Raw genomic sequence first — 26,941 nt, 5'->3', positions numbered from 1 at the left:
CCGCGAAGGAACGCCACCATGACCAAGACTGAAGTTAAGACCGCCAGCGCTGCCGTCAAAGCAAGGGCATCGGGTTGGACGTGTCCGACGATCATGCCGGCCTGGTGGCAGCGATCGGCGAGGTGATCCCCGAAGCCGCCTGGCAACGCTGCTACGTGCACTTCCTCAGGAACGCGCTCGATCATCTGCCGAGGAAGCACGGCGACGACTGCCTGCAGGAATTGCGCTGGCTCTACGACCGGCGCGATCTCGCAGAGGCCAGGGCTGATCTTGCCGCATGGCTTGCCAAATGGTCGGCCCGCTATCCGGTCTGACAGGCTGGGCCGAGGATGCCATCGAACAAACCCTGACCTTCTTCAGGCTGCCGAGACAGCACCACAAGCATCTCAAATCCACCAACACGCCGGAGCGGCTCAACGAGGAAATCCGCCGGCGCACCTATGTCGTGCGCATCTTCCCCAATACCGAAAGCTGCCTGCGCCTGGTCAGGGCCTTGGCCGTCGAGACCAATGAAAACTGGATGGAGGCCAACCGATACATCAACATGGACGACCTGCGCGAGCACAAGAAGCTCGCTCTGCGCCAAGCCGCATGACCAGCATCATGGCCGCCCCATTTTGCAGAACTTGACGCACACAACCCGCTTTGCTCTCTCTACAAAGGCATCGGAGTTGCCGAGCCGCCACCGCCTTACATGCCACTGAAAGCGCCAGCCCGATGCTGACTCGCGCCATGTGAATTGAGAAGGGAGATCGAGCCGGCTGCGAGTGAGCCCAGGCTGAGATCTAAGCTCATCCACGTGCATGATCAGCTTACGACGGGTAGTCACGGCGTGGATGTGCCCGCGGTTAGGGGGCGTATCCAAGTAAACCCGCTGGGTAGATTGCAGTTCGGAATCCGAGGCACGCTCGCTGCCCGTAGCGATTTGAGGACAGCATTGTACACGATCCAACGCAATGACCGGCCGTCCGGTCTCTCGTGCAATTTAAATTGAAACGTCTGTCTTGCCGCTGCAGGTCGGCCCGTAAATCAAATGGATTAGCATGTGTTTACCGCTTAGAAGCCCTTGTTTTTCGAACTAACTGCCGACAAGAAACTGGATAGGCTGTTCTCGTCGTTCGGTCCAGTTCACCTCGCCTATGTCGACATTTTACGGCGCTTCACTAACCGGGCACCGCACGATGGCAACTCGTTCTCTCCGGCAAAAGATACTCCCTGTGTTAGCTTCCGTGTTGTGTGCTTGCCCTCACCTGCGGGATACGTAAGGCCATCCCTAAAAGCATCGAATGCGGCAGCGACAGCGCGAACCCCAAAGCGATGCTCCCGCCGTACGCGGACAAAACCGTTTTCGAAGTCCACTATTCCGTCCTTGGCCAGCATCGCCAAACGCTCATCTGAACCGCGAAGACGGATCGGATCAGATCCGTGGGCGACACAGATTGCCGGCACGTCAGCCTCGAAATCGCACATTAATCGCTCGATGATTGCGGCTCGCAGGCGGTCGTCGTCTGTGAGGCGATGGCCCTTCGATGTCGCCAGTCGGCCAGCTGCGATGTGCCGGATGTAGAAATCCCGTGTAACTTCGTTTTGAACGTACCCCTGGCCGATGCGGCCGATAGCCGACGCGCCGAAACCGATCAGGGTTCTGCAGGTATCGGCAGAGTAGCCCAACGAGTTACGTCGCAAGCGACCTGTTTCCTGTGCCAGCGCGAGCTCGTCGTGCGGCAAGGCGAAATGGTCGAGCCCGATCTCTCGGTAGCCGGCGGCAACCAGCGTCACGGCGACAGCCGCATGCTGTTCAGCGCGGGCAGCGCTGTGGGGAAGAAATTCCGCCTCGATGAGGCGCTGGTTCTTTATTTGGGATGGGATATGCGAGTAGCCGAACAAGGCAAGCCGGTCGGGGCGCATGGCGACCGCTGCCCTCGCCGTCTCGACGCACGACTCCACCGTTTGACGCGGCAGGCCGTAGATGAGGTCGAAGTTGATCCGGTTTACTCCATGCCGGCGCAGCATTTCCACGGCAGCCGACGTCTGGGCCTCGCTCTGGATTCGGTTGATCGCTTTTTGAACAATGGGATCGAAGCTCTGTACGCCCAGGCTCGCGCGGTTCACGCCGGCCGCTCCCAAGCCTTCCGCCATCTCGGGCGTGAGCGTGCGTGGATCGATCTCGATGGCGACCGTAGCTGTTTTCGAGATGGCGAAGCGGCATCGCAGGAACTCCATCAGAGCGAGGAACTCGGCTGGTCCGATGAGAGACGGCGTTCCGCCGCCGAAATGTATGTCGCTCACGGGCAGCGTCTTCGGCACTCGCTCGCAAACCAGACGGATCTCGTCACGCAGCGCCGCCAGATAGTTGAGGATGGGCGCATCATGGCGGGTGATGGTGGTTGGGAAGCCGCAATACCAGCAGGCTGATCGGCAGAACGGAACGTGCAGATAGAGTGACACCGGATCCTCAGCCGGCAGGTTCCTGAGCCATGCCTCATAAGCCTCGGCGCCGACCGCCCCGGAGAACTCCGACACAGCCGGATAGATAGTGTACCAAGGCAGCCGGGCCTCTCGAAATTTCGTGGTCTGCAAAGGCACAATCCCATACTGATAACAACCAACCCTACCCACCGCGCCCGCCTGGGTCCTTGCGCTATGTCAGTCCGTTCCGTTTGGGCTCGAATCTAGATCTTTTTAGCAATGGGCGCCGTTCAGTCTTAGGCTGGACAGCGATGGTCTGAGCACCTGGTCACCGACTGATGATGGTGATCCGTCAGACCCTCACGCGCCCCTTTTGTTCGACTATCCCATCCCTTCCCTTCACCTGCGCCTCGGAGATTCTACTGAGCGCAGCTGCCGCAATGGGCGAGACATACGGGCTTGGGACCAGATTTTGCTCGCCAGATAGTGCCGGCCCCCTTAGTGAACTCTGCCATGTCGATGAGCTCGTTGTTTGAATTGCTGGCAAGATGCATTAGCTGTGGCGCGCCGCTTTCAGGACGAGAACCTGCTCGGCGCGACAGTCCTGTCCGCCGCAATGCCAAGGCAGGCGCCCTACTGGCTTTGATGCAAGGCTGCAGCGCGTAGTTGTCGACCATCAGCTCGCCAAAATGACGGCGTCGTGCCGAGCGGTCCCGCCGCATGATGCCTCAACGTCGGGCTCACCACAAACAATGCTCTCCCCATGAACGAAACTGTCGCGAAGCGAACAGTCGAACCGTAGCCGAAACGTTTTCCGTTCGTGCTTGGGTGGATCCGCAAGGCAAAAACAAGGAAGTGCGAACCAAGGTCCGCCCGCACAATTGAGCTTCAAGCCGCAGCTGGTCGTCAGGCTGGCACGTCATTTGCGGTCGAATGCAGGACCGTTTGTGACGCCTACCTCTACCAGCTGAGTTGACTGTGATGATTGTACAAAACTTTGCACACCTCCATTTCGGCGATAATTACGTTATCGGCAGCTAAAACCAAATATTTTACAACAATGACCAGAGTACATTCTGGTCCTTCCTTCAGGGCTTAGCTGACGGCCCAGCACAACTGCGCGCGTTTCAAAGTTGTTCTCAGAATCACTCGTGTCCATCACTTTATTATTAAAGCGGAGATCGACAATGACCATTAGGAGCCTCCTCCTCGGCTCAACTGCGGCACTGATTGCCGTTTCCAACGCTCGCGCCGTCACCACCGCCGCCGAGCCTGACCCGACTGAGTACGTCAAGATCTGCAACGTCTACGGCTCGGGCTACGTCTACATTTCAGGCACCGAGACCTGCCTGCGAATCGGCGGCTCTGTCCGTTACAACGTCGGATTGTTTGATCACGCAAGAACCTCGGATGTGAGGACTGGTGAGCATCAGGGCACATGGCAAAACAACACGCGCTTCACATTGAAAACTTGGACCGGCCAGGAGACCGAACTCGGCACGTTGAAGACCTACACCGAAACCCGCATGAACTTCGGCAACCGCCACACTTCGGTTTCGGACAGTTCTCGGTCCTATGCCTTCAACGGAGACAGCACCTTGACTTTCGCCTGGATTCAGCTTGGTGGCCTCCGAGTTGGTAAGGACTGGTCGGCCTTCGACATGTTTATTGGCGGCGCGGGTGACGTACTCAACCAGACGCCGGTTCCGTACGGCTCTTTCGATACCAATGTGGTTCAGTACTACTTCGACGCCGGGAACGGCTTTTCGGCCGTGGTTTCGCTCGAAGAAGGCTCGGGCGTGGTCGGCACAATCGACAGCTACGCACCGCACGTAGTCGGCGGCTTGAAATACACACATGGCTGGGGCGCGATCACCGGCGTTGCCGCTTATGATAGCAACTACGAATCGGTGGCCGCCAAGGTCCGTGTCGACATCAATGTCACCAACGAACTGTTGCTGTTCGGAATGCTCGGCTACGGTTCCAACGGCAAGCTCAACGACGACTCCACGAACGCCATCGACGCTCATGGTCGCGGCTTCTATAAGAGTTGGGGCGGGAACTGGGCTTTCTGGGCTGGCGCCACTTACAAACTCAACGAGACAACTTCGTTCAACCTTCAGCTCTCCGGTAATCAGCTCAAGAACCATGGTGTCGCTGCAAACGTCGCGTATGCGTTTCTTCCAGATTTCACAGTTACGGCGGAACTCGACTATGGCCGATACGGTAACTTCGCCGTCGGCAAGGTGGACGGCGCTTCCAACATGAATTGGACCAACGCCAACAAGAAGAGCAGTGTCGGCGGAATGCTGCGTTTCGAACGCTCATTCTAACGGATGAAAGGGCGCTGAGGCAGGCATCGCATGTACTTGTCGTCGGCGGATCGGACTCCAGTGGGGGTGCCGGAATCGCGCGCGATATCGAGACGCTCTCCTCCATGGGCGTGCGCAGCTGCCTTGCCGTCACTGCGGTGACGGTGCAAACACACGACAGCGTCACGGACATCCTTCATCTGCAACCCGGTCTGGTGGCCGATCAGATGCGTGCAGCGATCTCGCGGGCGTCGCGGCGTAGTGAGCGCGGGCGCGGCCGTGATGATCGTGGCGGGAGGGAGAGGTAAGGAGCGTCTTTCCTTTGAGAATTCGCGTTTACGGGTACCCACGATGCACAACGGGCGAGTTTTTCAAAGAGGCGCGTCCTCCTTCGAAGCGCTTCGGAGGGCCAGGCTCTAGGCTCGCCCCGAGCCCCTGCGTAGCCTGCGGGGGAGCTGGGTCTCGGCCCATCCGGGTAACGATCCTTCGCGCGGCTATGGAAACGATCGCATTTGCCGATTGTCGCATAAAAAACTTGTTATCGCCCGACTAAAAAAACTTGCAACTCCACAGCATCATTGACTTGTCGCCTATCAGCACTATATACTTGGAGTCGCACAGCTCTAAAAACTTGCAAAGGCACGGCCATGGCCAAGCCCCATGAAAAACTCGCTGTATCACTGGCCGTCCTCAAAGAGCTGCAGGAGGGTGGGCGGCGCATATTCAAATCAGATGAGCTGACCCGCGTCCACCGGGAGCGGCTGCTGCAGAACGGGTTCCTGCGCGATGTTATCAAAGGCTGGCTCATGTCGACCGGCCCGCAGGCACGGCAGCAAGACACCACCCCTTGGTACGCGAGCTTCTGGGAGTTCTGCTCCCTTTACTGCAATGACCGGTTCGGCAAGGACTGGTTCCTCTCACCGGAGCAGTCGCTGCTTCTGCACGCGGAAGCGCCCACTATTCCGCCTCAGGTGGTGGTGAACACCCCCAAAGGCACGAATAACAAAATCGACCTGCTGTTCGGCACTTCGCTCTATGACCTCAAGGTCAAGGAGATGCCGGCCGAACTGACAGAGAAAAACGGCCAGCGCGTGTTCACTGTCGAGGCCGCCCTTACCCGGGTGCCGGAAGCGTTCTTCCAGCGCGCCCCTATCGAGATGCAGATCGCCATGGCGTCGGTGCGCGACGTATCAACCGTTCTGGCCCTGCTGCTTGATGGCGGCCATTCCGCCGTGGCGGGACGGCTTGCGGGGGCCTTCCGTCGCGTAGGACGCGACTCCTTTGCCGATGAAATCGTGGCCGCCTTCAAAGCCGCCGGCTATGACGTGCGCGAATCCGATCCGTTCGCGGGACAAATTGGAGTGACAACTATTGCGGCGGGCGTACCGCCGTTGGTCGCCCGCCTGCGCGCGATCTGGCAATCGCAGCGCGAAGCCATCATCGAGATATTCCCGAAGGCACCCGGACTGCCGTCCGACAAAGACGCCTATATGAAGTTCGTCGAGGATATCTACGAAAGCGACGCCTACCATTCGCTGTCGATAGAAGGGTACAGCGTCACCCCGGAACTCATCGACCGGGTGCGCGAGGGGAGCTGGAATCCGGAGATTGATGAAGAGGACCGCAAGAACCGAGATGCGCTTGCCGCGCGTGGCTACTACCTCGCATTCCAGAAGGTCAAAGACTCTGTTGCCGCGATCATCAACGGCAAGCCAGCCGGCGCGTTGACGCGGGACACTCACCGGGAGTGGTACCGGGAGCTGTTCGCGCCGTCAGTGACCGCCGGCATCCTCAAAGCCAGCGCGCTTGCGGGATATCGCAATCACCCTGTGTACCTGCGCGGCTCGCAGCACGTGCCGCCGCGTACCGAAGCGGTGGCCGATGGTATGAATGAGCTGTTCGACCTGCTGGAGGCGGAGAAGGAGGCCTCCGTGCGTGCCGTGCTGGGGCATTGGCTTGTGGGCTATGTGCACCCCTATCCGGACGGCAACGGACGAATGGCGCGGTTCCTCATGAACGCGATGCTGGCTTCAGGCGGTTACCCCTGGACAGTCGTCAGAGTCGATGACCGGAAGGCCTACCTCGCAGGGCTGGAGGAGGCGAGCGGCAATATGAATGTGAAAACGTTCGCCGCCTTTCTCGGCGAACGGGTGAAGTGGTCTATGGAGAAGGCGGCGTGAGGTCGGTGGTGTGCCATGTTTAACTTGCTTGTCTCGGGCCACGGCGAGTGGTGGGAAACGCCGCCGTTCACGTCAACCATTGACCGGTTCAAGGAATCTAGCGGCGCCGAGGCCGAGGCTATCGACCTCGCGCCCTGAAACATTGCGCCGGCTGGAGGAAATCCCGGCGCTGTTGATGTACGAAGTCGGGGCGGGAGGCCCGCACGCGCGCGTGGTCCGGCACAGCCGCATACGCAATATCGTTCGGCGCGGACACGAACTGGCCTTCACCTTCGAGCCCGATCCGAAACATGCCTTTCTCGACCGGTCAGCGGTGTTGAGAATTGCGGACCGGCTGGGCATTCAACAGTTCGAACAGCACCGTACGCACTGGGCGATCAAGGATGGTGACATTCCGGCCGAGCTGATTGCCACCAGCACCGCTGAACGGGCGCAGCGCACCGTTGCCGTGGTTGCGGCAGAATATGCAGAAGCGCGCCGCGAGGGACGAAGGAGAGAAGCTGCCGAACTGGCCGAAGAACTGGAGGATTTTCCTCCCTCGCTGGAGAAAGCACTGTCGCTCGTGCCGGCGCGTATCCTTCAGCAGCCGACACCCAAATTATACCCGATCCTTGGGATAGAGCCCCGCACGCCCGAAGGCCGCAACGCCGTCGTGGCCGTCGTCGCAAGGGATCACAATGGGCAGGACTTGCCTGCCGACTGGTCTTATTCGCTGGCGTGGTTCCTGGACCTTTACGGCAGCGCGACGGAAGCGGGGCGCCTTGACGGCGCGCTGGCCGAATGCGCAACGCATGTGATCGCGCTCGGCACTGGCGAGGGAGAAGCCGCCGCCCCGGTTGAAGATATCGGCTACGCACTCTGGCGCTGTTCGCGAAGCCCGAAACTTATCGGCGATCTGGCCGGGAATCGCTGAGATAGCGCAGGAGGTTTTTTCGCTTACCAAAATCAACTGGAACTCGACCCAGATCAACCAGAAGCTTCCCATTCCCATTCTAGCAGCCAGAAGAGTGGGTGAGCTCTTTAGATATCTATCCGAGGAATCGACAACTCAGACTATCGCAAGTATACATAGTTTTTTTGTTATAGAGTCTGCTCGGCTGCAGGCAAAGAGCCCGGATAAACTTCAGCACGAAAGCAGTATTGAATGAAGGTGGGCTACATGGAGTTCTCATTTGGGTATGCCTTCACCGAAAACCTTATCCGGTCATCGTCAGCCGCACCTGTAGGCGCGCCGGTCTTTCCAAACCTCATACAGGAGGGGCATTCTGGCTTTGACATCCGCATCAATTTCCCAGGGGTTCCGCTGTTTTTCCAGTACAAGCTTCCGGAGCTGATGAAGCGAGGAACTGCCTTTGAGATTGCGAGCGGACATTGTCCCGGTTTGTCGATACCATTTTTTCGGATTGCGATGATGCGCAGGGATGTGTCGCGTCAGCATGAACTGCTTCTTCGGCTTGAGGCGTGCTATCCGTCAAACGTCTTCTATGCGGCTCCTTGTATTGCAAACATCAGCGATTTCGACCGCTCTTACCGCTCTTATAATAGAGCAATCGTAGCACGGCAGTCCATTTTCGTCTCACCAGGGGATATTGGGCCCTTGCCAGACGACTAAGCGCACAGCCTTGCCTATAAACCTGGACTGGCAACTGGATATTTTTGCTCGAAACCCAAGCCCACCAAAGTTCAAACATTTGATGATCTCGCTGCGCTCTTTAAGGAGCAGTTCGCCGAGAAGCGTTTTGCGGAAGTCGGCGAGGCGGCGCGTGAGATGCGCGAAAACGTACTTGAGCTTGCTTCGCCGTCAATGCGGCAAGCCGAACAGCTCATTGCTGAACGGGTCGGCGCGAGACGCATTCAGATTCTAGACGGCGCAGCCAGACCGCCCGAGGAAGAGCGCGCAGTCACTGACATTCTCGTAGCGCGGGAAATTGCGCGTATCGATCTTGGCGTCGACCTGCTGGTGGCCAACCACGCTAACGACATCATACCTCGCTGATTAGCCCTCCTTTTGTCTAGGCCACAGTTATGAGACTACGAACTACTTGGCCAGGAAGAAGATCGGATTGAAAGCGAACCTTCCTTGTCATCTTTGCATCACGGTCAGTCTGCACGAGATTGACCGGTGCAAGCCGGGAGCAAGACCGGGCTGCGCAAACGTTGCAACAGTTCCTTCAAGGAAATTCATAGACTCTTAGCAACTCCGGTTCGCTGTGAATGGTAGGCTTATTGCAACGTTTGAGTCAGTGGGGTCCGAACCGTGGCTTATTCTCCGACCCGCCGAACTGCGTGCAATTTCGGCTAAAGGCAATGGCAAGAAGAGCGCCCATCTTGTTTGTTCGACACAGCCATATCGGCTCAAAACAGTATCTTCACGGCCACCGAGATTGTCCGGTCGGTGGACAAGCAACCATATTATTTGGTTCCAAAGCTGCAACATCTGTGGAGAACGCGAAATGACAAATTCAGTAGGACGAGTGCCCAGGCTTTCCAAGTGGCTTGGTCGTGACCAATGCTGACACTGGTCAGTCGCCTACGGACGGCAGCGCATTTAGATCGCCTTCGAATTCTAGGCCTTTGCGCGCACGCGGACCTAACTGTCTGCCAGCTAGCGGAGATTCTGGGTCTGCGTCGTGAGCACGTTGTACGACACGTCCGGCTGCTGGCCAGAGCCGACTTTCTTTACTGCAACGAACAACGTCCGTGGTGCTCGTACAATCTCAAAACAGGAGGTAAGGACGGCGGGCTGGTTCAATTGTTGGTTGATCTCCTGCCCCACGGCGATGGCTATCACAAACGAGACCTTCAACGGCTCGAAGCGGTACGAGACACGCGGCCGAAGGGGACCGCATGCTTGACCGTGAAATAGGTCATCCAATTGGAGCGCGAAGCTACCATGGACAACTCCGCCGACGGCGCGATCGCACAGCCCGACACCTACGGGCAGTCTTCCTTGGCCGCGGTTGATTGCCGCGTTCACGAACTGCTTCTAAGACAGGAGCGGCATGAGCGGACGACCCTTAAGCTCATCGCCTCAGAGAACTTTGCGTCCTCGGCCGTGCTGGAAGCGAACGGCTCGATTTTCATGAACAAGTACGCCCAGAGGTACCCCGCTGCGCGCTACTACGCGGGAAACGAGATCGTCGATGAGCTTGAGAACCTCGCCATTGAGCGCTTGAACACGTTATTCGGCAGCGAACACGCCGACGTCCAGCCTTATTCCGGCTCGCCGGCCAATCAGGCTGTCTATCGAGCGCTTTTAAGCCCCGGTGACAAGGTGATGGGTTTGCCAATTCCGGAAGGGGGCCACCTCACTCATGGTTGGGTCATCAATTTTTCCGGAACAGACTATAAGCGCGTCCCCTATGGGCTGCACGAAAAGACGCAGCAAATTGACTATGACCGTTTGCGCGAAACAGCAAAACGCGAATGGCCTCGGCTCATTTGGGCTGGCGGTACTGCTTATCCCCGTATCTTTGACTGCGTGGCAATGGCAGAAATCGCTCTGGAGGCGAACTCCTACCTCGTGGCCGACATCGCGCACATCAGTGGCCTGATTGTCGCTGGAGCGCATCTGAATCCCGTACCCCATTGCGACGTCGTCAGCAGCACGTCTCACAAGTCGATCCGCGGTCCCCGCGGTGGCTTCATTTTGTCAAGGAATGAAGATCGCTATCAAGCGCTGTATCATTCGAAGGGCAAATACAATCTCGCCAGACGAATAGATCGCGCTGTCTTCCCTCAACTGCAAGGCGGCCCCCATATGAATGTTATCGCGGCGCTAGCTGTCGCTTTGCGGGAAGCCGCGGACCCGTCCTTCCGCAGTTACGGCCAACAGATTGTCAAAAATGCCAAGGCTCTGGCCCAGGCGCTTCTGGACCGAGGTTATGACCTGGTCACCGGGCGCACTGACAATCACATGCTGATCCTTGATCTTCGCGATCGACCAGTATCAGGCAAGGCCTATGCCAAGCGGTTAGCGAAGGCAGGCATCATTACGAGCTTTAATATGGTGCCGGGCGACCGGCGCCATCCTGCGGTCACAAGCGGAATTCGCCTGGGGGCGCCAGCAGTGACGTCAATGGGCATGCGCGATGTGGAAACGGTGCAAATTGCTGGCTTCATTGACTCCGTCCTCCGGCGAGCTAGACGACGAAGATCTCCATGCCTGCGTGCGATGAGACGTTGCCGACTTGTGCGCTGCGTTCGAGGTCCCGGGCATCACCGACAGGTAAGGTGGGCTAAGCAACATGCCCCATACAACTCCAACACCCGAAGCGAGGCATTTCATGGCTAGGCAGTTCGTGTTCTCTTCCGAATCGGTTGGCGCGGGACACCCGGATAAGTTGGCCGACAACATCTCGGATGCCATCCTCGATGCCATCCTCCGCACCGATCCCAAGGCGCGCGTCGCCTGTGAAGCGTTGGTAAAATCAGGGATGGTCGTTCTGGCTGGCGAGATTACCAGCGATGCGCGGGTGGATTATAGCCAAGTTGCACGCGATACGATTCTGGATATTGGATACGACGATGAGGCCGTCGGCTTTGACGGCCGGCGTTGCTCCGTCGTTCATGCACTCACCGAGCAATCGCCCGACATCAGCCAGGGCGTTGACGAGGGACGAGGGCAGGACCTCCAACAGGGAGCGGGAGATCAGGGCCTCATGTTCGGCTACGCATGCCGCGAAACCGATACTCTGATGCCTTTGCCGATCCAGCTCGCTCATCGCTTGACGAAACGACAGGCAGATGTCCGGAAAGCACGACAGCTTGGCTGGTTGCGTCCTGACATGAAATCCCAAGTCTCAGTGCGCTATGACGGGTTGCGCCCGGTCGCCCTGGATACCATCGTCGTATCGACCCAACATGACGAGCAGGTCTCGCAAGAGACGGTCCGCGAGGGCGTCATTGAGGAAATCATAAAGCCTGTCCTGCCGACCCACCTGGAGACGGAAGGCATCAGAATTCTGGTCAACCCGACGGGGAGGTTCGTAGTCGGCGGGCCGCGCGGCGACTGCGGTCTCACTGGACGCAAGATCATCGTCGATTCCTATGGTGGGATGGGTCGTCACGGCGGCGGCGCCTTTTCGGGCAAGGACCCGTCCAAGGTTGACCGCTCAGCTGCCTATGCGGCCCGGTATGTCGCAAAGAATATCGTCGCTAGCGGACTTGCGGACGTCTGCGAGGTGCAGCTTGCTTACGCAATCGGCGTGGCCAGTCCGGTTTCTGTCATGGTCAACACGTTCGGAACAGCGAGGGTTGAGGAAAGAAGGATCGAGCGCCTCATTCTTGAGTTGTTCGATCTCAGACCGAAGGGCATTATCAAGATGCTTGATCTCTTACGCCCTATATACCGCAAGACCGCGACCTATGGCCATTTCGGCCGTGAAGAGCCTGATTTCACCTGGGAGAAGACAGACAGGGCCGACGAATTGCGTCGCGAGGCAGGACTTGCCGCCCCGTGAGGGCTGGCGCCGAACGGATTGGCAAGCGCAAAGCCCATTCCCACTGGCCAGACCCGCCCGCGGCCGGCATGCCAGAAAGCCGGTGGGCTTTTGGCGGAGACATCATTCATGCCGGACTATGACGTGCTTTGTATCGGAAATGCCATCGTCGACATCATCGCCCAGTGCGACGAGGCGTTCCTGGAGACGAACGGCATCATCAAGGGCGCGATGAATTTGATCGACACGAGGCGCGCCGAACTGCTCTACAGCCGCATGGGCCCGGCCATCGAAGCTTCGGGCGGCAGCGCCGGCAACACGGCGGCGGGCATTGCCAGCTTCGGCGGCCGCGCCGCCTTCTTCGGCAAGGTCTCCAACGACGCACTCGGCGAAATCTATGCGCATGACATCCATGCCCAGGGCGTCGCCTTCGACACAAAGCCGCTCAACGGCGAACCACCGACGGCGCGCTCGATGATCTTCGTCACACCGGACGGCGAGCGCTCGATGAACACCTATCTCGGCGCCTGCGTCGAGCTCGGCCCGGAGGACGTCGAGGCCGACAAGGCGTCGGGCGCGGCCGTCACCTATTTCGAGGGCTATCTGTGGGACCCGCCGCGCGCCAAGGAAGCGATCCGGCAAACGGCGAAACTCGCCCACGCCGCCGGGCGCGAAGTGTCGATGACATTGTCGGACTCGTTCTGCGTCGACCGCTACCGCGACGAGTTCCTCGATCTCATGCGCTCCGGCACCGTCGACATCGTCTTTGCCAACAGCCACGAGATCAAGTCGCTCTACCAGACCGCGTCGTTCGACGAGGCGCTGGCCCAGATCCGCAAGGATTGCAAGATCGCCGCCGTCACCCGCTCGGAAAAGGGCTCGGTGATCGTGCGCGGCGACGAGACCGTGACCATCAATGCGACCAGGATCCGCGAGCTGGTCGACACCACAGGCGCCGGCGACCTCTACGCCGCCGGCTTCCTCTACGGCTACACGCAAGGCCGCAGCCTGAAGCAGTGCGGCGATCTCGGCTCGCTGGCAGCCGGGCTGGTCATCCAGCAGATCGGCCCAAGGCCACGGCAGAATCTGCGCCGAGAGGCGGAGCAGGTGGGATTGCTGTAGGTGGCGAGCCAAGAACCAGCTGCCCACCCTCCTTAATCCAGCCCGAGCCTTTTCTTCAGTTCCGCATTCTCCTTGCGGAGACGATCGGCAAGCAGGCTCTTTAGCCGCTTGTTTTCTTCCTCGAGCGCGACGAGATCCTTCAGCCCGTCACTGTCCGCCGGCGCCGCCGCCTTCTTCCAAAGATAATATGTCTGTTCCGAGATGCCGGCTTGCTTCACCGCGCTCTTGAGAGTAGCGCCGCCGCCGATCGAGGTCTCGATCTGCGCCAGTTTCTGGGCACGATCCTTCGCGGAGTAGCTCTTTCGGCCTGTTCGCGCTGACGGCGGTGCTTCAGTGGTCGCGGATATCGGCTTGGCGCCCTCCTTGCGGGCAGGCGCGCTCGCCTCAGCTTCTGGCTTCCTCGACCGCCGCGCTCTCGTCTTCGGTTTTGGCGTTTCCGCTTTGTCTGCCGGTGCGCTAGGAACTACTGCTGACTCGGTTTCCAGGGGATTGGCCATGAAATGCTCCACTCGCGGTTTGTGCAAAGGTTCAGCATCAAGGGCCACTACAGTAGAGTCAACAAGCTGACGATTTAACGGCTCGACTTCCTTTGTTGTCTCGGCCATCGCCGCGGCGATGTCGAAATTACCCCAGATGGAACGTGCGGATTTTTGATAATTGCGCTTTTGTTTGACTTCCACGGTGAATGGTCGCGTCTGCCGCCTCATAGTTCCTTCCTGAATAGGAGAATGAAGTCGCCGCTCGAATTTTTGGCGGTTCCTGCTTAGCGCGGAGCATTATCGTATAGCCGCTCAACGGGCAAGTGATGCCGGTCTTCGATGGCTGACCCATCTGGGGAGATTTGAGCGGCTTCGCGCGTCCTGCGCATGCCTGTAAGGCCGCCAAGTTTTCTGGGTTAGCAGGCGCGCCACTGTGGCAGCTTGGCTTGTACGGCGAGGCCATGGTTGAGTGAGGCGAACCAAATCCAGCCCCGCGCTCGATCCCGAAGCTTCCCACAACGGCGAAGAGAACATCTTCACTCGTTCCTTTTCAGCACAAGACCTTCCGTTCGCTATGGTCGGCTGCACTCGTTTCGAACCTTGGCACCCTGGTGGAAGGTGTGGCGGCGGCTTGGCTGATGACCAGCATCGCCACCTCCCATGGAATGGTGGCGCTCGTCCAGTCATCGACCACCCTCCCATACATGATCTTCTCCCTCGCGGCGGGAGCGCTCGCGGACAACTTTGACCGTCGCCGGATCATGTTGACTGCGCAACTGCTGATGGTCTGCGTATCCGCCTTCCTGGCGTTCCTGACCTATGCGGGGGAAATGACACCCTGGATCCTTCTGGGTCTCACCTTCCTGATCGGCTGTGGTTGGGCATTGCACGATCCCTCTTGGCAAGCCTCGATGGGGGATATCCTGCCTCGCGAACACCTGCCTAGCGCGGTTGCGCTCAACGGCATGAGCTACAATCTCATGCGCAGCATCGGGCCGGCGATTGGCGGCCTAATCGTGGCCACAGCCGGTGCGGCCTTCGCGTTCCTCTTTAACGTCTTTTGCTACTTCGCTCTGATCGCTGCGCTGTTGCGGTGGAAAGCGGTACGGGCACGACAAGCGCTGCCGCGGGAGGCTTTCGGCAGTGCGATGGCGGCGGGCTTCCGTTACGTGCTCTTGTCGCCGAACCTTCTCAAGGTGATGTGCCGGAGTTTCATTTTCGGCCTCACCGCCGTTGTCATTTTGGCTCTCCTGCCGTTGGTCGCTCGCGAACAGATCAAAGGGACCGCAGTCACCTACGGCGTGATGCTCGGCTTCTTCGGCCTGGGAGCGATTTGCGGCGCGCTCCTCATTGGGCGGGTCCGAGAAGTTCTCTCCAACGAATGGGTCATTCGCGGTGCGTTCTTTATACTGGCGATCAGCTGCTTCTTTCTGGCATGGAGTGAGCACGTTTGGCTGAGCTGTCTCCTCCTCATGCCGGCCGGTGCGGCCTGGATTCAATCATTCTCGCTGTTTAACGTCACAGTGCAGCTTTCGGCGCCGCGGTGGGTGGTTGGACGCGCCCTGTCTCTCTATCAGACGGCCACATACGGCGGCATGGCGGCGGGAAGCTGGCTTTGGGGCGAACTGGCGGATGTCCAAGGTGTTTCGGGAGCCTTCCTCGTCGCCAGCGTGGTTCTTCTGATTGGTGGACTGATTGGGATCGTTCTGCGTCAGCCGGATTTCGAAACGCTCAATCTGGATCCGACCAACAAGTTCAGCGAACCGACGCTGCAACTTGACCTTCGGCCACGAAGCGGTCCGATCATGGTGATGGTCGATTATCGTATCGATCAGAGAGATGTCCCAGAATTTCTCAGTGTGATGACATCGTGGCGAAAAGCCCGGCTGCGAGATGGCGCCAGACAATGGGCGTTGCTGCGTGACCTGGAAAAGCCCGAACTATGGACCGAGTGCTATCATGTGCCAACCTGGGTCGAGTATGTTCGCCACAACAACAGGCAGACCCAGGATGACGCCGAAATCGTTGCGCGCCTGGAAGCGCTGCACCGTGGCGATTGCCCGCCCAAGACGCATCACAAGATCGAACGCCAAACCGTGCGCGTGCACGACGATTTGCCGCTCAGGCCTCATTTGGACAGGACTTGAGCTGGCCCGGTGGTTTGAGCCGGGTTACCTTGAGCCGGTGGGCTGCGAACAAGCATTCGAGACGTCGGCCTCGATCCTCCGCAACACGCCGCTGCGCCGGGCCTCGGGTGCTCCCCTCGAAATCGTTGTGTTGTGTGTCACCGAGGGCATCACGGCCAACACCTTCCACATGGGCAACAGCCTCGCCATTGAGTCGAATGTGGTCGCGAGCAGATCACCAAAGAAGCGGTCGGAACCTTCGGAGCCGAAGTTCGACGCCGAGGTGGCGTTCGCATGATGAGGGAAGCAGCACCACGGCACTTGCCGGTATGTTTGCCGCCGGCAGCCGACGAACTCCTATCCTCCTGGACCGCTGTGCGTCATTGCTTTGATTTACCGGCCGCTCAAGGCTTCCACAGTTTTCGCTTTCGAGGCGACCTTTGGGGACATGCCAACGGAAATTTAACATAACGACATAAACATTTCTTTATGCGGCGTTGACAAAGAAGCGAACTGCTGTGATTGTCTCCCGTGTCGTGGTTCTCCGTACGGCGCTGCCGCAGCGGAGCTAAGAGGGAAGCCGGTGCGATGCCGGCGCTGCCCCCGCAACTGTTAGCGGCAAGCCAACCCCACTCATGTCACTGAGGCGAATAGCCTTGGGAAGACGGGTAGAGGCTATGACCCCGCGAGCCAGGAGACCTGCCACGGCAAATTACGTCCACGGGCGGGGTGTCTCGGTGGCCGCTGCAGCCTGGCGTTCCTGCCGGCCTGCTAGCGCCTTCCTTGTCACCGACGCCCCAACCATCGGGGTATGGCATGACTGTCTCTCAGCAAATTCCTGTAGCAACGCTCGGCGTGCCGCGCTTCGGTCGTCGGCGAGAACTGAAGTTCGCGCTTGAAAGCTACTGGTCCGGAAAATCTTCCGCCGCCGACCTTCTCACGACGGCGAAGGCGCTCCGTGCCGCTAGCTGGGAAGAGCAGCACGATCGCGGCGTGTCGAAAATCCCGTCGAACGACTTCTCGCTTTACGACCATGTGCTCGACACCGCAGCCATGGTCGGCGCCCTTCCGTCTCGTTACGCCTGGAATGGCGGCGAGGTCCCACTCGACATCTACTTCGCTATGGCGCGCGGCAACCAAGGTCAGACGGAGGATTGTGGGCACGGTGGTCACCAGCATGCGGCTCATCGGCCTGGTGTAACCGCGATGGAAATGACCAAGTGGTTTGACACCAACTATCACTACATTGTGCCGGAACTAAACGATGATCAAACGTTCGCTCTTTCGTCGACGAAGCCGGTTGATTACTTCCTCGAGGCTAAAGCCCTCGGCATTCACACACGCCCAGTCATCCTTGGACCGGTCACCTTCCTCAAGCTGGCGAAATCGCCTGCCGAGGGATTCGATCCCATCGCGCTCCTGCCGCGGCTGCTGCCCGTCTACGAGCAACTCCTGCAGAGGCTGAAGCTGTCGGGAGCCGACTGGGTGCAGATCGATGAGCCAGCGCTTGTCCTCGATCTGAACCCGAACGAACGAGCTGCGTTCGAATTCGCCTGTGGCCAGCTGTCGAAAGCCGCGCCCGAGCTGAAGATCATGCTGGCTACCTATTTCGGGCCGCTGGGAGACAATCTCGAAACCGCGGTTTCTCTGCCCCTGGCCGGGCTGCATATTGATCTCGTGCGCGCTCCCCAGCAGCTGGAAACGGTGGGTCGGCTCGCACCGAAGGATCTGGTGCTCTCGCTTGGCTTGATCGATGGCCGCAACGTCTGGCGTGCGAACCTGCCCGCCATTCTCGACCGCATCAAACCGATCGTCGCCGGCTGGCCCTTGGACCGCGTCGAGATCGCGCCTTCTTGCTCGATGCTGCATGTGCCGATTGACCTGCGCATGGAGACGGAACTCGACGCGGACATCAGGTCGTGGCTCGCCTTCGCGGCCCAGAAGACCGACGAGTTGGTGTTGCTGGCCCGGGCCCTGTCCCAAGGCAGGGATGCGGTGGCAGGCGCGTTGAAAGCGTCTGCCGAGGCTGCCGCCACCCGCGTGACATCCACGAAGATCCATGACCCGCTTGTTGAGGGGCGGATCGCCAGCATTGACGACAGCATGAAGCGACGAGAGAGCGCTTTTGCCGAGCGCTCCAGAGTCCAGGCCGGCACGCTCGGGCTGCCGCCGTTCCCGACGACGACCATCGGATCCTTCCCGCAGACGCCGCAGGTACGCAGGGCGCGGGCCGCTCATGCGAAGGGCCAGCTGAGCTATGTCGACTACGAGACCTTCCTGAAGAAGGAGATCGAGGCTGCAATTCGCTGGCAGGAAGAGATCGGGCTGGACGTGCTGGTGCACGGTGAGTTCGAACGAAACGACATGGTACAGCATTTCGGCGAGCAGCTGTCCGGCTTCGCCTTCACCCAGCATGCCTGGGTGCAGAGCTATGGGTCGCGTTACGTGCGCCCCCCCATCATCTTCGGCGACGTATCGAGGCCCAATCCGATGACGCTGCGCTGGTGGCAATTCGCCCAGTCGCTTACGGAATACCCTGTGAAGGGAATGCTCACAGGCCCAGTGACCATTCTCAACTGGTCTTTTGTTCGCGACGACGTACCCCGCTCCGAGGCATGCCGCCAGATCGCGCTTGCCATCCGCGACGAAGTGACGGATCTCGAATGGTCCGGCGCAAGGATGATCCAGATCGATGAGGCCGCGTTTCGCGAAGGATTGCCACTGCGCCAATCTGACTGGAAAGACTATCTCGACTGGGCTGTCGAATGCTTCCGGATCGCCTCAACGGGTGTAAAGGACACGACTCAAATCCATACCCACATGTGCTATTCGGAGTTCAACGAGATCATCGACGCGATCGCCGAAATGGATGCGGATGTAATTTCGATTGAGACGTCGCGCTCGAAAATGGAACTGCTGGACGCCTTCACGAGTTCCAAATATCCGAACGAAATCGGGCCCGGAGTCTACGACATTCACTCACCACGTGTCCCGGAAGTCGGGGAGATTTCGGATCTCGTCATGCTTGCCCGCGAGCGACTGTCGGATTCCCAACTGTGGGTAAACCCCGACTGTGGCCTCAAAACACGCAAATGGGAGGAGGTCCGCCCTGCCCTCATGAACATGGTCGATGCAGCACGTGCGCTCCGGGAGAAAGTGTAGGCCGGAGGGTTTCCTGGTTGCTCACCATGTGGTGAGTCCCCGGCTGCCGCACGTCGGCCGTGAATGTGCCAAAACGCGATCACATCCTTTGAAATAATTCACTCGAGCGAGAATGTGCATTTTCCTTCGGCACGTGTATTAATCGCGCAGGAGTAAAGGGTACCGTTTTCTCCCTGTGACGTGTCGAGTTCGAAGGGGATGTGATTGGCGTCGAGACCGCTCCGGCCATGGGTTATCAGCATGCCAAGTGCGCTGTTCTCGATCAGTTCGTAAAGGACTTCTCGGCTCGGTTCATCGAAATGCGCGGGTACATACATGACAGGTTCCTTCACTGGCCGCCGGGTTCGCTGTTCACCGGTTGACATCCGATGGCAAGCGTTCCAACGCGGCGGCGATCTGGCGTTTCGCTGCTGAGGGCAGAGGCAGGATGGGACGCGGGGGGTCGGCACGGCAAATGTCGAGCAATTCGGCAAGTGCATAGACGACGCGAAGGCTCGAGAACTCCTTGAAGAGGCTCCAGAGCGGCGCAAGCGTGGCATCGATCCGTCGCGCTTCGGCCGCATCGCCCTGTTGCGCCGCCGTGACGATCTTCACGCAGACCTCGGGCAGGATGCCGGCGAGGACGCTGTACCATGTGTCGGCGCCGGCGATTATGGCCTCTGCAGCGTTCCAGTCGCCGCTGTAGCCGATCGAGAACCCTTCCGGCACAGTGCGCCTCTGGTCGGCCAGATGGCTCTTGATCGCATCGCCCTTGTCTGTCGGATTCTTGATAGCGACAATCCCACCCACCTTTGCCAGGCGGCTGACGAGTGCTGGGGTGAAATGGAAATGCGTCGTTCCTGGATTGTCGTAGACGACGATCGGCAGGCCGCTCTCGCACGCCACCGTCGAGAAATGTTCGAACACCTCGTCATCAGTGAGCGGGGTGTAAGAGGCGGCGGCAAGCAACCCCGCGGCAGCCCCAAGGGCCTTAGCGTCCTGCGCGAGCCTCACTGCTTCGTCGGTGCGCAGCGCGCCCACACCCACCACGACCGGCATTTGTCCCCCGGTTTCGTTCAAGGTCTCGGCGAGCGTCCGTCGCCGTTCCTCGCGCGTCAGATACATGTATGTGCCGGTGCTGCCGAGAAGACCGATGGAATCGACCTGAGCGGCGCAAAGCCGAGCAATCAGCTTGCGCAGAGCAACGCTATCGACACGGCCGTCACGATCGGTCGGCGTGATGGGAAACGCGGAAAGACCGCTCAGGAATGCCATGGCAAGGCTCCAGGTTTAGGCGTGAGCGCAGGGGTGGCCGCACGCCAAGTCATCACAAGACGTCCAGAGCCCGCCGCAGATCGGCGATCAGGTCATCGGCGTCTTCGAGCCCCACCGAGAGACGCATGAGGTCCTCGCCGACTCCGTCGGCCAGATGGGCATCCTTGCGGATCGGCTGCCGAGCACGGGTCAGGCTTGCTGGATGATAGATCAGGCTGTCGGCATCGCCGAGGCTGACAGCCCGGGTGATCAGGTTGAGCCGGTCCATCATTCGGCGCGCGCCTTCGAACCCAGCGTGGAGGCCAAAGGCCAACATGCCCGACCCTTGGGACATCTGCTTTCGCGCCGTCACCTGATCAGGGTGCGAGTCGAGGAAGGGATAACTCACCCATGCCACCGCCGGGTGCGCCTCGAGCGCCTGAGCCACCGCAAGGGCAGTGGCGCTGTGCCGTTCCATGCGCAGCGTGAGCGTCTTCAGACCGCGCAGGATCAGGAAGGCTGACATGGGCGAGAGCGCTGCGCCGGTGATGTAGCGCAGGCCCGTTTCGTGCAGCGTGCGGAGCGTTTGCGCGTCGCCGAGAATCGCCCCGCCAAGGGCATCGCCGTGCCCATTGATGTATTTGGTCAGGGAGTGGAGCACGAGGTCGGCCCCATGTTCGAGCGGCCGTTGGAGCGCGGGCGAGGCGAAGGTGCTGTCGACTGCAACCTTTACACCGCGCGCGTGGGCGCGCTCGGCAATGGCAGCGAGATCAAGGATGCGGCTCAGCGGATTCACCGGCGTCTCGAAGAAAACAAGCCGGGTCCGCTCGGTAATCGCGGCATCGAGATTTTGAGGATCGGACAGGTCCACCGCGACGACCTTGATGCCGAAGCGGGGGACCGCCTGTTCGACCATGGCAAGCGTGTTCGCATAAAGCGTCTTGTGGACGATGAGTTCATCGCCTTGGGACAGGAGCGACAAGATCAGTGTGCCGAAAGCCGCCATCCCCGAGGCAACGACCAAACCTGCCTCGGCTCCTTCCAGATTGGCGAGCCGTTGCTCGAGGATCTCCGTCGTCGGATTGTATTCGCGCGCATAGAGCCTTCCGCCAAGCGCGGCGGCGGCCTCGTTCGCTGCCACGCTTTCGAATCCATAGGTCGAGGTCAAGAAGACTGGCGGCTGAACGGCATTGGAAAAGCCGGCCGGATCGTAGCCATGATGGATCGCCCGAGTGGCGAATCCGGGACCGGTGTCGTTGAGCGACCGCGTGAGAGCATCGGTTTCGGATTGATAGGAACGGGTCATTCGGCCTCTAGATCTTTCTTGGGTTTCCGAAAGATTGACGGCAAACTGGCCAATGTGAAATATCCAGTTAGCGATGAATGAAATGGTCCAGTCTTCAAGTGCCGGTTCTGCAGGTCGCTCGCACGCGATGGGTGCACGCCAGATCTACGAGGCTCTTCGCGAGCAAATCCTCGGCGGCGTCTATGAAACCGGCAGTCAGCTGCCGTCCTCCCGAGGCCTGGCAAATGACCTTGGCGTTTCGCGAACGACGGTGACGGTCGCCTATGAGCAACTGACCGCGGAAGGTTTCATCGAAGTCCGTCAAGGCGCACGACCTCGCGTTGCATCTTCGCTGATCGGTCCTGAGACGAGCCGCACTGTCGCGAAACGAGTCGGCCCGGTTCATCTGTCCGCCTATGGCGAACGACTGCGCGTCACGCCGCCCTGGCCGGATTATCTGCCGACTGGGCTGAAGGTCGATTTCCGCTATGGCGACCTGGCGCCGTCAGACTTCCCCGCATTGGTCTGGAAACGTGCGATGAGCAAGGCGATGGGGCAGCGCCCGTTGCGTCTTGCCTATGACGATCCTCGCGGCTCGCGCCGGCTGCGCCAGGCGCTCCAGGGCTATCTCTGGCGCGCCCGAACCCTGAGCTGCGACCTCGAGCAGATCATCATCGTCAACGGTTCGCAGCAGGGCCTAGATCTGTGCGCTCGCCTGCTTCTCGATCCCGCCGACCGCTTCGTCATCGAGGACCCGTGCTATAGGATGGCGCGTCAGGTCTTTGCCAGTACGGGTGCCTCGCCCGTCCCGGTCACCGTCGACGAGGACGGGATGAAGACGGAGTTGCTGGCGGGGATTGGTGCACGACTGGCCTATGTCACGCCATCGCATCAGTTTCCGCTGGGCGGCGTCATGCCGATCACGCGCCGCCACCAGCTTCTGGAATGGGCGCGGCACAACAATGCCTACGTGATCGAGGACGACTACGACAGCGAATATCGCTACGACATCAATCCGGTCCCTCCGCTGCACAGCCTCCAGGACCACGGGGCTGTCATCTACCTCGGCACGATCTCCAAAACGCTCTCGCCGATGCTGCGTATCGGCTACCTCGTTGTCCCGACGGAATTGCAGGAGGTCTTCGCTACCGCCAAACAATTCGCGGACCGACATTCGCCGGTCGCTGAACAGGAGGCTCTGGCCTCTTTGATCGAGAGTGGCGGCTACGAAAGCCATGTGCGGCGTGTGCGCAGGCTGAACGGCGAGCGTCGGGAGGCGTTGTTGGGCGCCTTGCGGCGCAGCTTCGGCGATCGCATCGCTGTCCAGGGAGCAGAGGCCGGTCTGCACGTCGTCGTTTGGTTCGACGAACTGCCGCGATCGCGGGAAACGACCCTGGTCGAAGCCGCCCGAGGCGCGGGCCTGGGGCTGCACCTGATCTCGCCGCTCTACGAGCGGCAATCGGACGAAGGCCACATCGCTCGCGTGGGGCTTGTCATGGGCTATGCCGCCTTGAGCATTCGGCAAATCGAGAAGGGCGTTGAGATCCTGCGAGCGGTTGTCAAGCAGGTGCAAGACGCGTTGCCGGGAAACGGTGGCTAAAACGGCGGGGACGTGGCGTGCTGGCGAGGAAACCGACCCTTGGGCTGAACCGCATTTCGTTGCAAAGCCAACTGGACTGGGAAAACGCTATGCAACTGGTGCTGTTGATCAGGCCAGTTTGGCGGCAGATTTTCGTGCGAGACGAATTTCCGAAAGCGATGCATGACCCGGCAAGAAAAGCTGCTTCACATCCATATCGCGCCCGCTGCCTCCTATGAAATGGAGGATCTGGAGGAGGCGTAGCTTGTTGCCGGCCGAGGTGGGCTCGAGCACCCGCAAGACATAATCGACGATCTCTATCAGGCCTTGTCCACCGCCGAATGATGGAATTATCCAGCGCATGGTGCGGCATGCACCATGCCGATGCTAGAAGATCTGGACGCTCGACAAGCACCTTTCTTCAAACATTTCCCGAACGACCCCCAGCGCAAAGCCTCCCCATGAGAAAAGAGCATCCCATGTCTTTCACGCCATTGGTTGCCCCCGAGATCAAGGCCCGCTACCCGGATTTTCATCTGATCAGCATTGTGGTGCGGAACGCTGAAATCGACGTGCCGGATGCACAGGCGTTGAACGACACGATCGCGGCGGCGGAACAGGCGGCGCTTCGCGATGACGCCCAAAGGGACGCGCATCTTGCGGCGTGGGCCGTTGCCTACGAGGCTTTCGGCACAAAGGCCAATCGAACGCCGTGCTCGGCCGCCGCGCTTCTCAAGCGGGTGCGGAAAGATGGCTCTCTCCCGCGGATTTCCCCACTGGTTGATGCCTACAATGCCGTCAGCGTGTTGTATGGCGTTCCGATTGGCGGGGAGGATCTCGATCTTTACCAGGGGGTCCCGAGACTTTTAATTGCGAAGGGAGCGGAGCCATTCGACACGATCGAGCAAGGTGAAATGGTAACCGAGCATCCTGAACCGGGCGAAGTCATCTGGTGCGATGATGCCGGTGTCACGTGCCGCCGCTGGAACTGGCGGCAGGGGCGGCGCACCATGGTCACGGTCGATACCCCGCGCCATGTGGCTCGTGCTGGAAGCCCTCGGCCCAATGTCAGCTAAACAGATGACGGCCACCGGAGAGCATCTGATGGGACTTATCCAAGCGTTGTGCCCGGGTGCGCGAATCGAAACAGCGCGGATCGACGAGTCCACTACATCTCGTGTCCCTTAGGGCATGGCCCCAACTTTCGGAGAAACACCCCACTCAGCCCTGTCCGGATCTGGCGCTCCTTGCTCGCTCCGCTGGCCTACACAGTTGATTGCGAACGACCCAGAACGGCTCTCGAAAACGAGCGTCGAACGAAATCAGATCACCGTTTGTTCTCCCTTAGCGTTGTTTGGCGTACTTTAATCGCGATGCCCTCCAGTGTTGGATGGTCCAAATTACGCAAGCTCGGTGATCGCGGAGAAGGTTAATGTCGACTACATCGAAATTCATGGAGCGGTTCGGACAACGGGTGCGAACCCGGGACGTCGTGCCGGTTTCGTCAGGCTCTCCCGTCCGACTGAGCCTCGGTTTTCTTCACGGCGCGAATACTCCTGAGGCCGCCCGCATTCTCGTAAAGAGACAGCTGCCGCTCAGGACGGCCCACGCGATCCTCACTGAGATGGTCGATCACGGCAAGGCGTTCGTGACGGTTCCTTGCGTCGACGACCTGTTGGCACTGAAGAATGAACTGTCGTCCGCAGGGGTGATCGCGAAGGTTCATGCGCCGCGGCCGATAAGTGTTCGCGAAGTCCGAGATCGCACGTAGCTCTCTCAGGAGGCATTCTCCGTAAGGTATGGTCTCGATCTGGCAACGCTTCGAAACTGGGAGCAAGGTCGCTCGAAACCGGATATAGCGGCGAATACTCTCCTTTGGACCATCGCCCGGAATCCGGAAGCAGTCGAAGAATCTCTGGACATAGAGGACGGGGTGGCTGCCCCATCGCCCTAGGGAGGGCCGCTAACTCCGGCGCGCGGCTATTCGGCCGCCAGCGCGATGGCCGTCCGCCGCGCGGTATCGACAGCGCGCGAGCCTCATGCGTCAGACGCCTTCCTTGGCATGTCGCACGCCAGATCCCAACCATGATTCCATCGCAACGGGATGGTGACGAAAGCAGTGTCTGCACTTTGGAAACGAGCCATTTGCGTCCTCATGGACCTCGCGATCGTCTCGTCCCAGTAAAAGTCGCAATCATTGTAGATTGCGATGTTCCGCAGTCAGCTGGCCGTTTATTTTCCTAAGATCTGCGTTACAGGCCGGGGCGTTGTCGCCGTTTCGGCGGGTAAAATGGGATAGGCGAGCTCGGGTGCCTTTCCGGTCAGCGAGTTGAGGAAGGCAACAAGCAGGTCGACTTCTTCGTCCGCCAGTACCACGCCAAGCTGGGTGGTTCCCATGATGGCAACGGCCTGTTTCAGATCCCAAACCTTGCCCGAATGAAAGTATGGCGCGGTGAGTGCAACGTTGCGCAGCGGCGCCACGCGGAAAACATAGGAGTCGTCGGCAGTATTGGTGACCGCAAATCGGCCCTTGTCTTTTTCCGGCAGGACCTCGGCGCTGGGCTGTTCCACGAGGCCGAATGGGTAATAGGCTTCCCCACCAACGTTGATACCGCCATGGCAGGACGAGCAGCCTTTGTCCATGAAAAGCGCCATGCCCTGTTTCTGTTCGGAAGTCATGGCGGCGTCATCGCCATTCAGGAAGCTGTCGAAGGGCGCCGGCGTGACCAGTGTCGCCTCGAAGGCTTCGATTGCCTTGGCGAGGTTGTCGAAGGTGACCCGATCGGCTTCAGCCGGAAAAGCTGCATCGAACCAATCGACATATTGCGGCATCGACTTGAGGGTGGCGATGACTTGACCCGGTGTATTGGCCATTTCGACGCCGGCTTGGACCGGTCCCTTCGCCTGAGCCTTCAGGTCTTCGGCACGACCGTCCCAGAACTGGGCGATGTTGAAGACGGCGTTCAGTACAGTCGGCGCGTTGCGCGGTCCCTTCTGCCAACCATGGCCGATCGAGGTTTCGTGATTGTCGTCGCCGCCGGTGGCCAGGTTGTGGCACGAGTTGCACGACAAGACGCCTGACGCAGAGACGCGTGGATCGAAGAACAGTGCCTTGCCGAGAGCGATCTTTTCCGGGGTGATCGGGTTGTTGGCGACTGCCGGCGTGGTGGGTGGCAAAGCCTTGAAAGTGGCCATTGCCGTTTCTCTGAGGTCTGCGGGGATCGAATCCGCAGCAAAGGCGGTGGCTGTCAGCAAGGGGACAGCCATCGTACTGAATAGGATTTTCATAAATGATCTCGCTGCGTCGTGCACGCAGCCACTCTGGGATATGCGGCTCATGAACGCCCTGCGCTAGATCAGTTGCGGACCGGGTGGTCTGACACCTGTTTTTGCGGCAGAGCTTGGACCGTCCCGGAATTGAACGCTCTTCTCGATTGGATTTTGGGAGGCGGAGGATCGCTGCTCGGCAAGCGGCGGCGCCGGAGCCGTGCTCCGGTTCTCTCTGCGCCTTCTACCATGAAGAAATCGGGTCCGCCGCCGTGTCAGATTTCGGTTCGGGGCCGGTGATCTGTTCCGCTGCAGGTCCTGCTCGATTTCCGGCGTGCCTTCGCCA

General features: G+C 59.7%; 21 protein-coding genes, 4 pseudogenes and 1 riboswitch. Of the genes and pseudogenes, 18 read left to right on the top strand and 7 right to left on the bottom strand.

The annotated features are described in order from the left end of the window. Window positions 1-53: 53 nt before the first annotated feature. A pseudogene (locus NKI67_RS29600) lies at window positions 54-595 on the top strand (transposase); the annotation flags it as partial. A 6-nt stretch (window positions 596-601) separates the two neighbouring features. Here NKI67_RS29600 and NKI67_RS29595 read toward each other — a convergent pair. Together NKI67_RS29595 and hemN are read right to left on the bottom strand one after the other, a co-directional pair. Further along, window positions 602-985, bottom strand: a complete 384-nt coding sequence (locus NKI67_RS29595) for an isopentenyl transferase family protein (RefSeq protein WP_084641664.1) — start codon at window positions 983-985, stop codon at window positions 602-604. 152 nt (window positions 986-1,137) lie between these two features. Further along, window positions 1,138-2,580 (bottom strand): oxygen-independent coproporphyrinogen III oxidase, encoded by a 1,443-nt coding sequence (gene hemN, locus NKI67_RS29590; RefSeq protein WP_352644016.1) that lies wholly within the window; start codon window positions 2,578-2,580, stop codon window positions 1,138-1,140. A 1,016-nt stretch (window positions 2,581-3,596) separates the two neighbouring features. Here hemN and NKI67_RS29585 point away from each other — a divergent pair. The 10 genes and pseudogenes from NKI67_RS29585 (at window position 3,597) to NKI67_RS29540 (ending at window position 13,464) form a co-directional block, all read left to right on the top strand. Next, window positions 3,597-4,742: a porin gene (locus NKI67_RS29585; RefSeq protein ID WP_023679692.1), complete on the top strand. Its 1,146-nt coding sequence runs from the start codon at window positions 3,597-3,599 to the stop codon at window positions 4,740-4,742. Window positions 4,743-4,756: 14 nt separating this feature from the next. Then, a pseudogene (locus NKI67_RS29580) lies at window positions 4,757-4,966 on the top strand (bifunctional hydroxymethylpyrimidine kinase/phosphomethylpyrimidine kinase); the annotation flags it as partial. Between the two features lie 402 nt (window positions 4,967-5,368). Further along, window positions 5,369-6,901, top strand: a complete 1,533-nt coding sequence (locus tag NKI67_RS29575; protein ID WP_023679690.1) for a Fic family protein — start codon at window positions 5,369-5,371, stop codon at window positions 6,899-6,901. A gap of 15 nt (window positions 6,902-6,916) precedes the next feature. Further along, window positions 6,917-7,039 carry a hypothetical protein gene (locus NKI67_RS29570; RefSeq protein ID WP_023679689.1) on the top strand — a complete coding sequence of 41 codons (123 nt, stop codon included), beginning with the start codon at window positions 6,917-6,919 and terminating at the stop codon, window positions 7,037-7,039. Window positions 7,040-7,073: 34 nt separating this feature from the next. After that, window positions 7,074-7,814, top strand: coding sequence for a hypothetical protein (locus NKI67_RS29565; protein ID WP_352572135.1), 741 nt, complete (start codon window positions 7,074-7,076; stop codon window positions 7,812-7,814). Between the two features lie 231 nt (window positions 7,815-8,045). Beyond that, window positions 8,046-8,513, top strand: a complete 468-nt coding sequence (locus NKI67_RS29560; RefSeq protein WP_352648329.1) for a hypothetical protein — start codon at window positions 8,046-8,048, stop codon at window positions 8,511-8,513. A 156-nt stretch (window positions 8,514-8,669) separates the two neighbouring features. Continuing rightward, entirely contained in the window at window positions 8,670-8,897 is a 228-nt protein-coding gene (locus NKI67_RS29555; protein WP_352648326.1) for a hypothetical protein, read from the top strand. An 897-nt stretch (window positions 8,898-9,794) separates the two neighbouring features. After that, window positions 9,795-11,079, top strand: a pseudogene (glyA, locus tag NKI67_RS29550) (serine hydroxymethyltransferase). A 108-nt stretch (window positions 11,080-11,187) separates the two neighbouring features. After that, the gene (gene metK, locus NKI67_RS29545; protein ID WP_352648323.1) at window positions 11,188-12,363 is read left to right on the top strand and encodes a methionine adenosyltransferase; all 1,176 of its coding nucleotides are present in this window, start codon (window positions 11,188-11,190) and stop codon (window positions 12,361-12,363) included. 108 nt (window positions 12,364-12,471) lie between these two features. Next, window positions 12,472-13,464: an adenosine kinase gene (locus tag NKI67_RS29540; RefSeq protein WP_352648322.1), complete on the top strand. Its 993-nt coding sequence runs from the start codon at window positions 12,472-12,474 to the stop codon at window positions 13,462-13,464. Between the two features lie 32 nt (window positions 13,465-13,496). Here the strand turns inward: NKI67_RS29540 and NKI67_RS29535 are convergent, their stop codons facing one another. Further along, a complete protein-coding gene (locus NKI67_RS29535) occupies window positions 13,497-14,171 on the bottom strand; it encodes a transposase (protein ID WP_352648320.1) in 675 nt (224 codons plus the stop codon). Between the two features lie 272 nt (window positions 14,172-14,443). Between NKI67_RS29535 and NKI67_RS29530 the strand changes: the two genes are divergently transcribed. From NKI67_RS29530 to metE, 3 genes are all read left to right on the top strand, one after another. Next, window positions 14,444-16,090 carry an MFS transporter gene (locus NKI67_RS29530; protein ID WP_352648345.1) on the top strand — a complete coding sequence of 549 codons (1,647 nt, stop codon included), beginning with the start codon at window positions 14,444-14,446 and terminating at the stop codon, window positions 16,088-16,090. A gap of 37 nt (window positions 16,091-16,127) precedes the next feature. Continuing rightward, window positions 16,128-16,367, top strand: a complete 240-nt coding sequence (locus NKI67_RS29525) for a hypothetical protein (RefSeq protein ID WP_352648318.1) — start codon at window positions 16,128-16,130, stop codon at window positions 16,365-16,367. A gap of 222 nt (window positions 16,368-16,589) precedes the next feature. After that, window positions 16,590-16,790: riboswitch (cobalamin riboswitch) on the top strand. 95 nt (window positions 16,791-16,885) lie between these two features. Beyond that, a complete protein-coding gene (metE, locus tag NKI67_RS29520; RefSeq protein ID WP_352648315.1) occupies window positions 16,886-19,231 on the top strand; it encodes a 5-methyltetrahydropteroyltriglutamate--homocysteine S-methyltransferase in 2,346 nt (781 codons plus the stop codon). A 98-nt stretch (window positions 19,232-19,329) separates the two neighbouring features. Here metE and NKI67_RS29515 read toward each other — a convergent pair whose 3' ends face one another. The 3 genes from NKI67_RS29515 to NKI67_RS29505 are packed head-to-tail and all read right to left on the bottom strand — an operon-like array spanning window position 19,330 to window position 21,770. Continuing rightward, entirely contained in the window at window positions 19,330-19,548 is a 219-nt protein-coding gene (locus tag NKI67_RS29515; protein ID WP_352517525.1) for an FMN-binding negative transcriptional regulator, read from the bottom strand. A 34-nt stretch (window positions 19,549-19,582) separates the two neighbouring features. Further along, window positions 19,583-20,485, bottom strand: coding sequence for a dihydrodipicolinate synthase family protein (locus NKI67_RS29510; RefSeq protein WP_352648312.1), 903 nt, complete (start codon window positions 20,483-20,485; stop codon window positions 19,583-19,585). A 52-nt stretch (window positions 20,486-20,537) separates the two neighbouring features. After that, window positions 20,538-21,770 (bottom strand): trans-sulfuration enzyme family protein, encoded by a 1,233-nt coding sequence (locus tag NKI67_RS29505; protein ID WP_352648310.1) that lies wholly within the window; start codon window positions 21,768-21,770, stop codon window positions 20,538-20,540. Window positions 21,771-21,852: 82 nt separating this feature from the next. Here NKI67_RS29505 and pdxR point away from each other — a divergent pair, with 82 nt between their 5' ends. The 4 genes and pseudogenes from pdxR (at window position 21,853) to NKI67_RS29485 (ending at window position 25,099) form a co-directional block, all read left to right on the top strand. Beyond that, window positions 21,853-23,349, top strand: a complete 1,497-nt coding sequence (gene pdxR, locus NKI67_RS29500; protein ID WP_502909370.1) for a MocR-like pyridoxine biosynthesis transcription factor PdxR — start codon at window positions 21,853-21,855, stop codon at window positions 23,347-23,349. Between the two features lie 162 nt (window positions 23,350-23,511). Beyond that, a pseudogene (locus tag NKI67_RS29495) lies at window positions 23,512-23,589 on the top strand (MOSC domain-containing protein); the annotation flags it as partial. Window positions 23,590-23,807: 218 nt separating this feature from the next. Beyond that, a complete protein-coding gene (locus NKI67_RS29490; RefSeq protein WP_352648306.1) occupies window positions 23,808-24,404 on the top strand; it encodes a B3/B4 domain-containing protein in 597 nt (198 codons plus the stop codon). A gap of 356 nt (window positions 24,405-24,760) precedes the next feature. Beyond that, window positions 24,761-25,099, top strand: a complete 339-nt coding sequence (locus NKI67_RS29485; RefSeq protein WP_352648304.1) for a hypothetical protein — start codon at window positions 24,761-24,763, stop codon at window positions 25,097-25,099. Window positions 25,100-25,560: 461 nt separating this feature from the next. Here the strand turns inward: NKI67_RS29485 and NKI67_RS29480 are convergent, their stop codons facing one another. Then, window positions 25,561-26,616, bottom strand: a complete 1,056-nt coding sequence (locus NKI67_RS29480) for a cytochrome-c peroxidase (RefSeq protein WP_352648344.1) — start codon at window positions 26,614-26,616, stop codon at window positions 25,561-25,563. Between the last annotated feature and the right edge of the window lie 325 nt (window positions 26,617-26,941).

Origin of the sequence: Mesorhizobium sp. M0408 (assembly GCF_040321495.1) — a bacterium.
GTDB lineage: Bacteria > Pseudomonadota > Alphaproteobacteria > Rhizobiales > Rhizobiaceae > Mesorhizobium.
Note: the sequence above shows the minus strand (reverse complement) of the source record. Positions and strands in the feature narration are given on the sequence as shown.

Bases quoted from the DNA above. Each gene is read 5' to 3' on its own strand.
- NKI67_RS29585 (WP_023679692.1), top strand. From the start codon at position 3,597: ATGACCATTAGGAGCCTCCTCCTCGGCTCAACTGCGGCACTGATTGCC.
- NKI67_RS29575 (WP_023679690.1), top strand. From the start codon at position 5,369: ATGGCCAAGCCCCATGAAAAACTCGCTGTATCACTGGCCGTCCTCAAA.
- NKI67_RS29570 (WP_023679689.1), top strand. From the start codon at position 6,917: ATGTTTAACTTGCTTGTCTCGGGCCACGGCGAGTGGTGGGAAACGCCG.
- NKI67_RS29560 (WP_352648329.1), top strand. From the start codon at position 8,046: ATGAAGGTGGGCTACATGGAGTTCTCATTTGGGTATGCCTTCACCGAA.
- NKI67_RS29555 (WP_352648326.1), top strand. From the start codon at position 8,670: ATGCGCGAAAACGTACTTGAGCTTGCTTCGCCGTCAATGCGGCAAGCC.
- metK (WP_352648323.1), top strand. From the start codon at position 11,188: ATGGCTAGGCAGTTCGTGTTCTCTTCCGAATCGGTTGGCGCGGGACAC.
- NKI67_RS29540 (WP_352648322.1), top strand. From the start codon at position 12,472: ATGCCGGACTATGACGTGCTTTGTATCGGAAATGCCATCGTCGACATC.
- NKI67_RS29535 (WP_352648320.1), bottom strand. From the start codon at position 14,171: ATGAGGCGGCAGACGCGACCATTCACCGTGGAAGTCAAACAAAAGCGC.
- metE (WP_352648315.1), top strand. From the start codon at position 16,886: ATGACTGTCTCTCAGCAAATTCCTGTAGCAACGCTCGGCGTGCCGCGC.
- NKI67_RS29515 (WP_352517525.1), bottom strand. From the start codon at position 19,548: ATGTATGTACCCGCGCATTTCGATGAACCGAGCCGAGAAGTCCTTTAC.
- NKI67_RS29510 (WP_352648312.1), bottom strand. From the start codon at position 20,485: ATGGCATTCCTGAGCGGTCTTTCCGCGTTTCCCATCACGCCGACCGAT.
- NKI67_RS29505 (WP_352648310.1), bottom strand. From the start codon at position 21,770: ATGACCCGTTCCTATCAATCCGAAACCGATGCTCTCACGCGGTCGCTC.
- pdxR (WP_502909370.1), top strand. From the start codon at position 21,853: ATGGTCCAGTCTTCAAGTGCCGGTTCTGCAGGTCGCTCGCACGCGATG.
- NKI67_RS29490 (WP_352648306.1), top strand. From the start codon at position 23,808: ATGTCTTTCACGCCATTGGTTGCCCCCGAGATCAAGGCCCGCTACCCG.
- NKI67_RS29485 (WP_352648304.1), top strand. From the start codon at position 24,761: ATGTCGACTACATCGAAATTCATGGAGCGGTTCGGACAACGGGTGCGA.
- NKI67_RS29480 (WP_352648344.1), bottom strand. From the start codon at position 26,616: ATGAAAATCCTATTCAGTACGATGGCTGTCCCCTTGCTGACAGCCACC.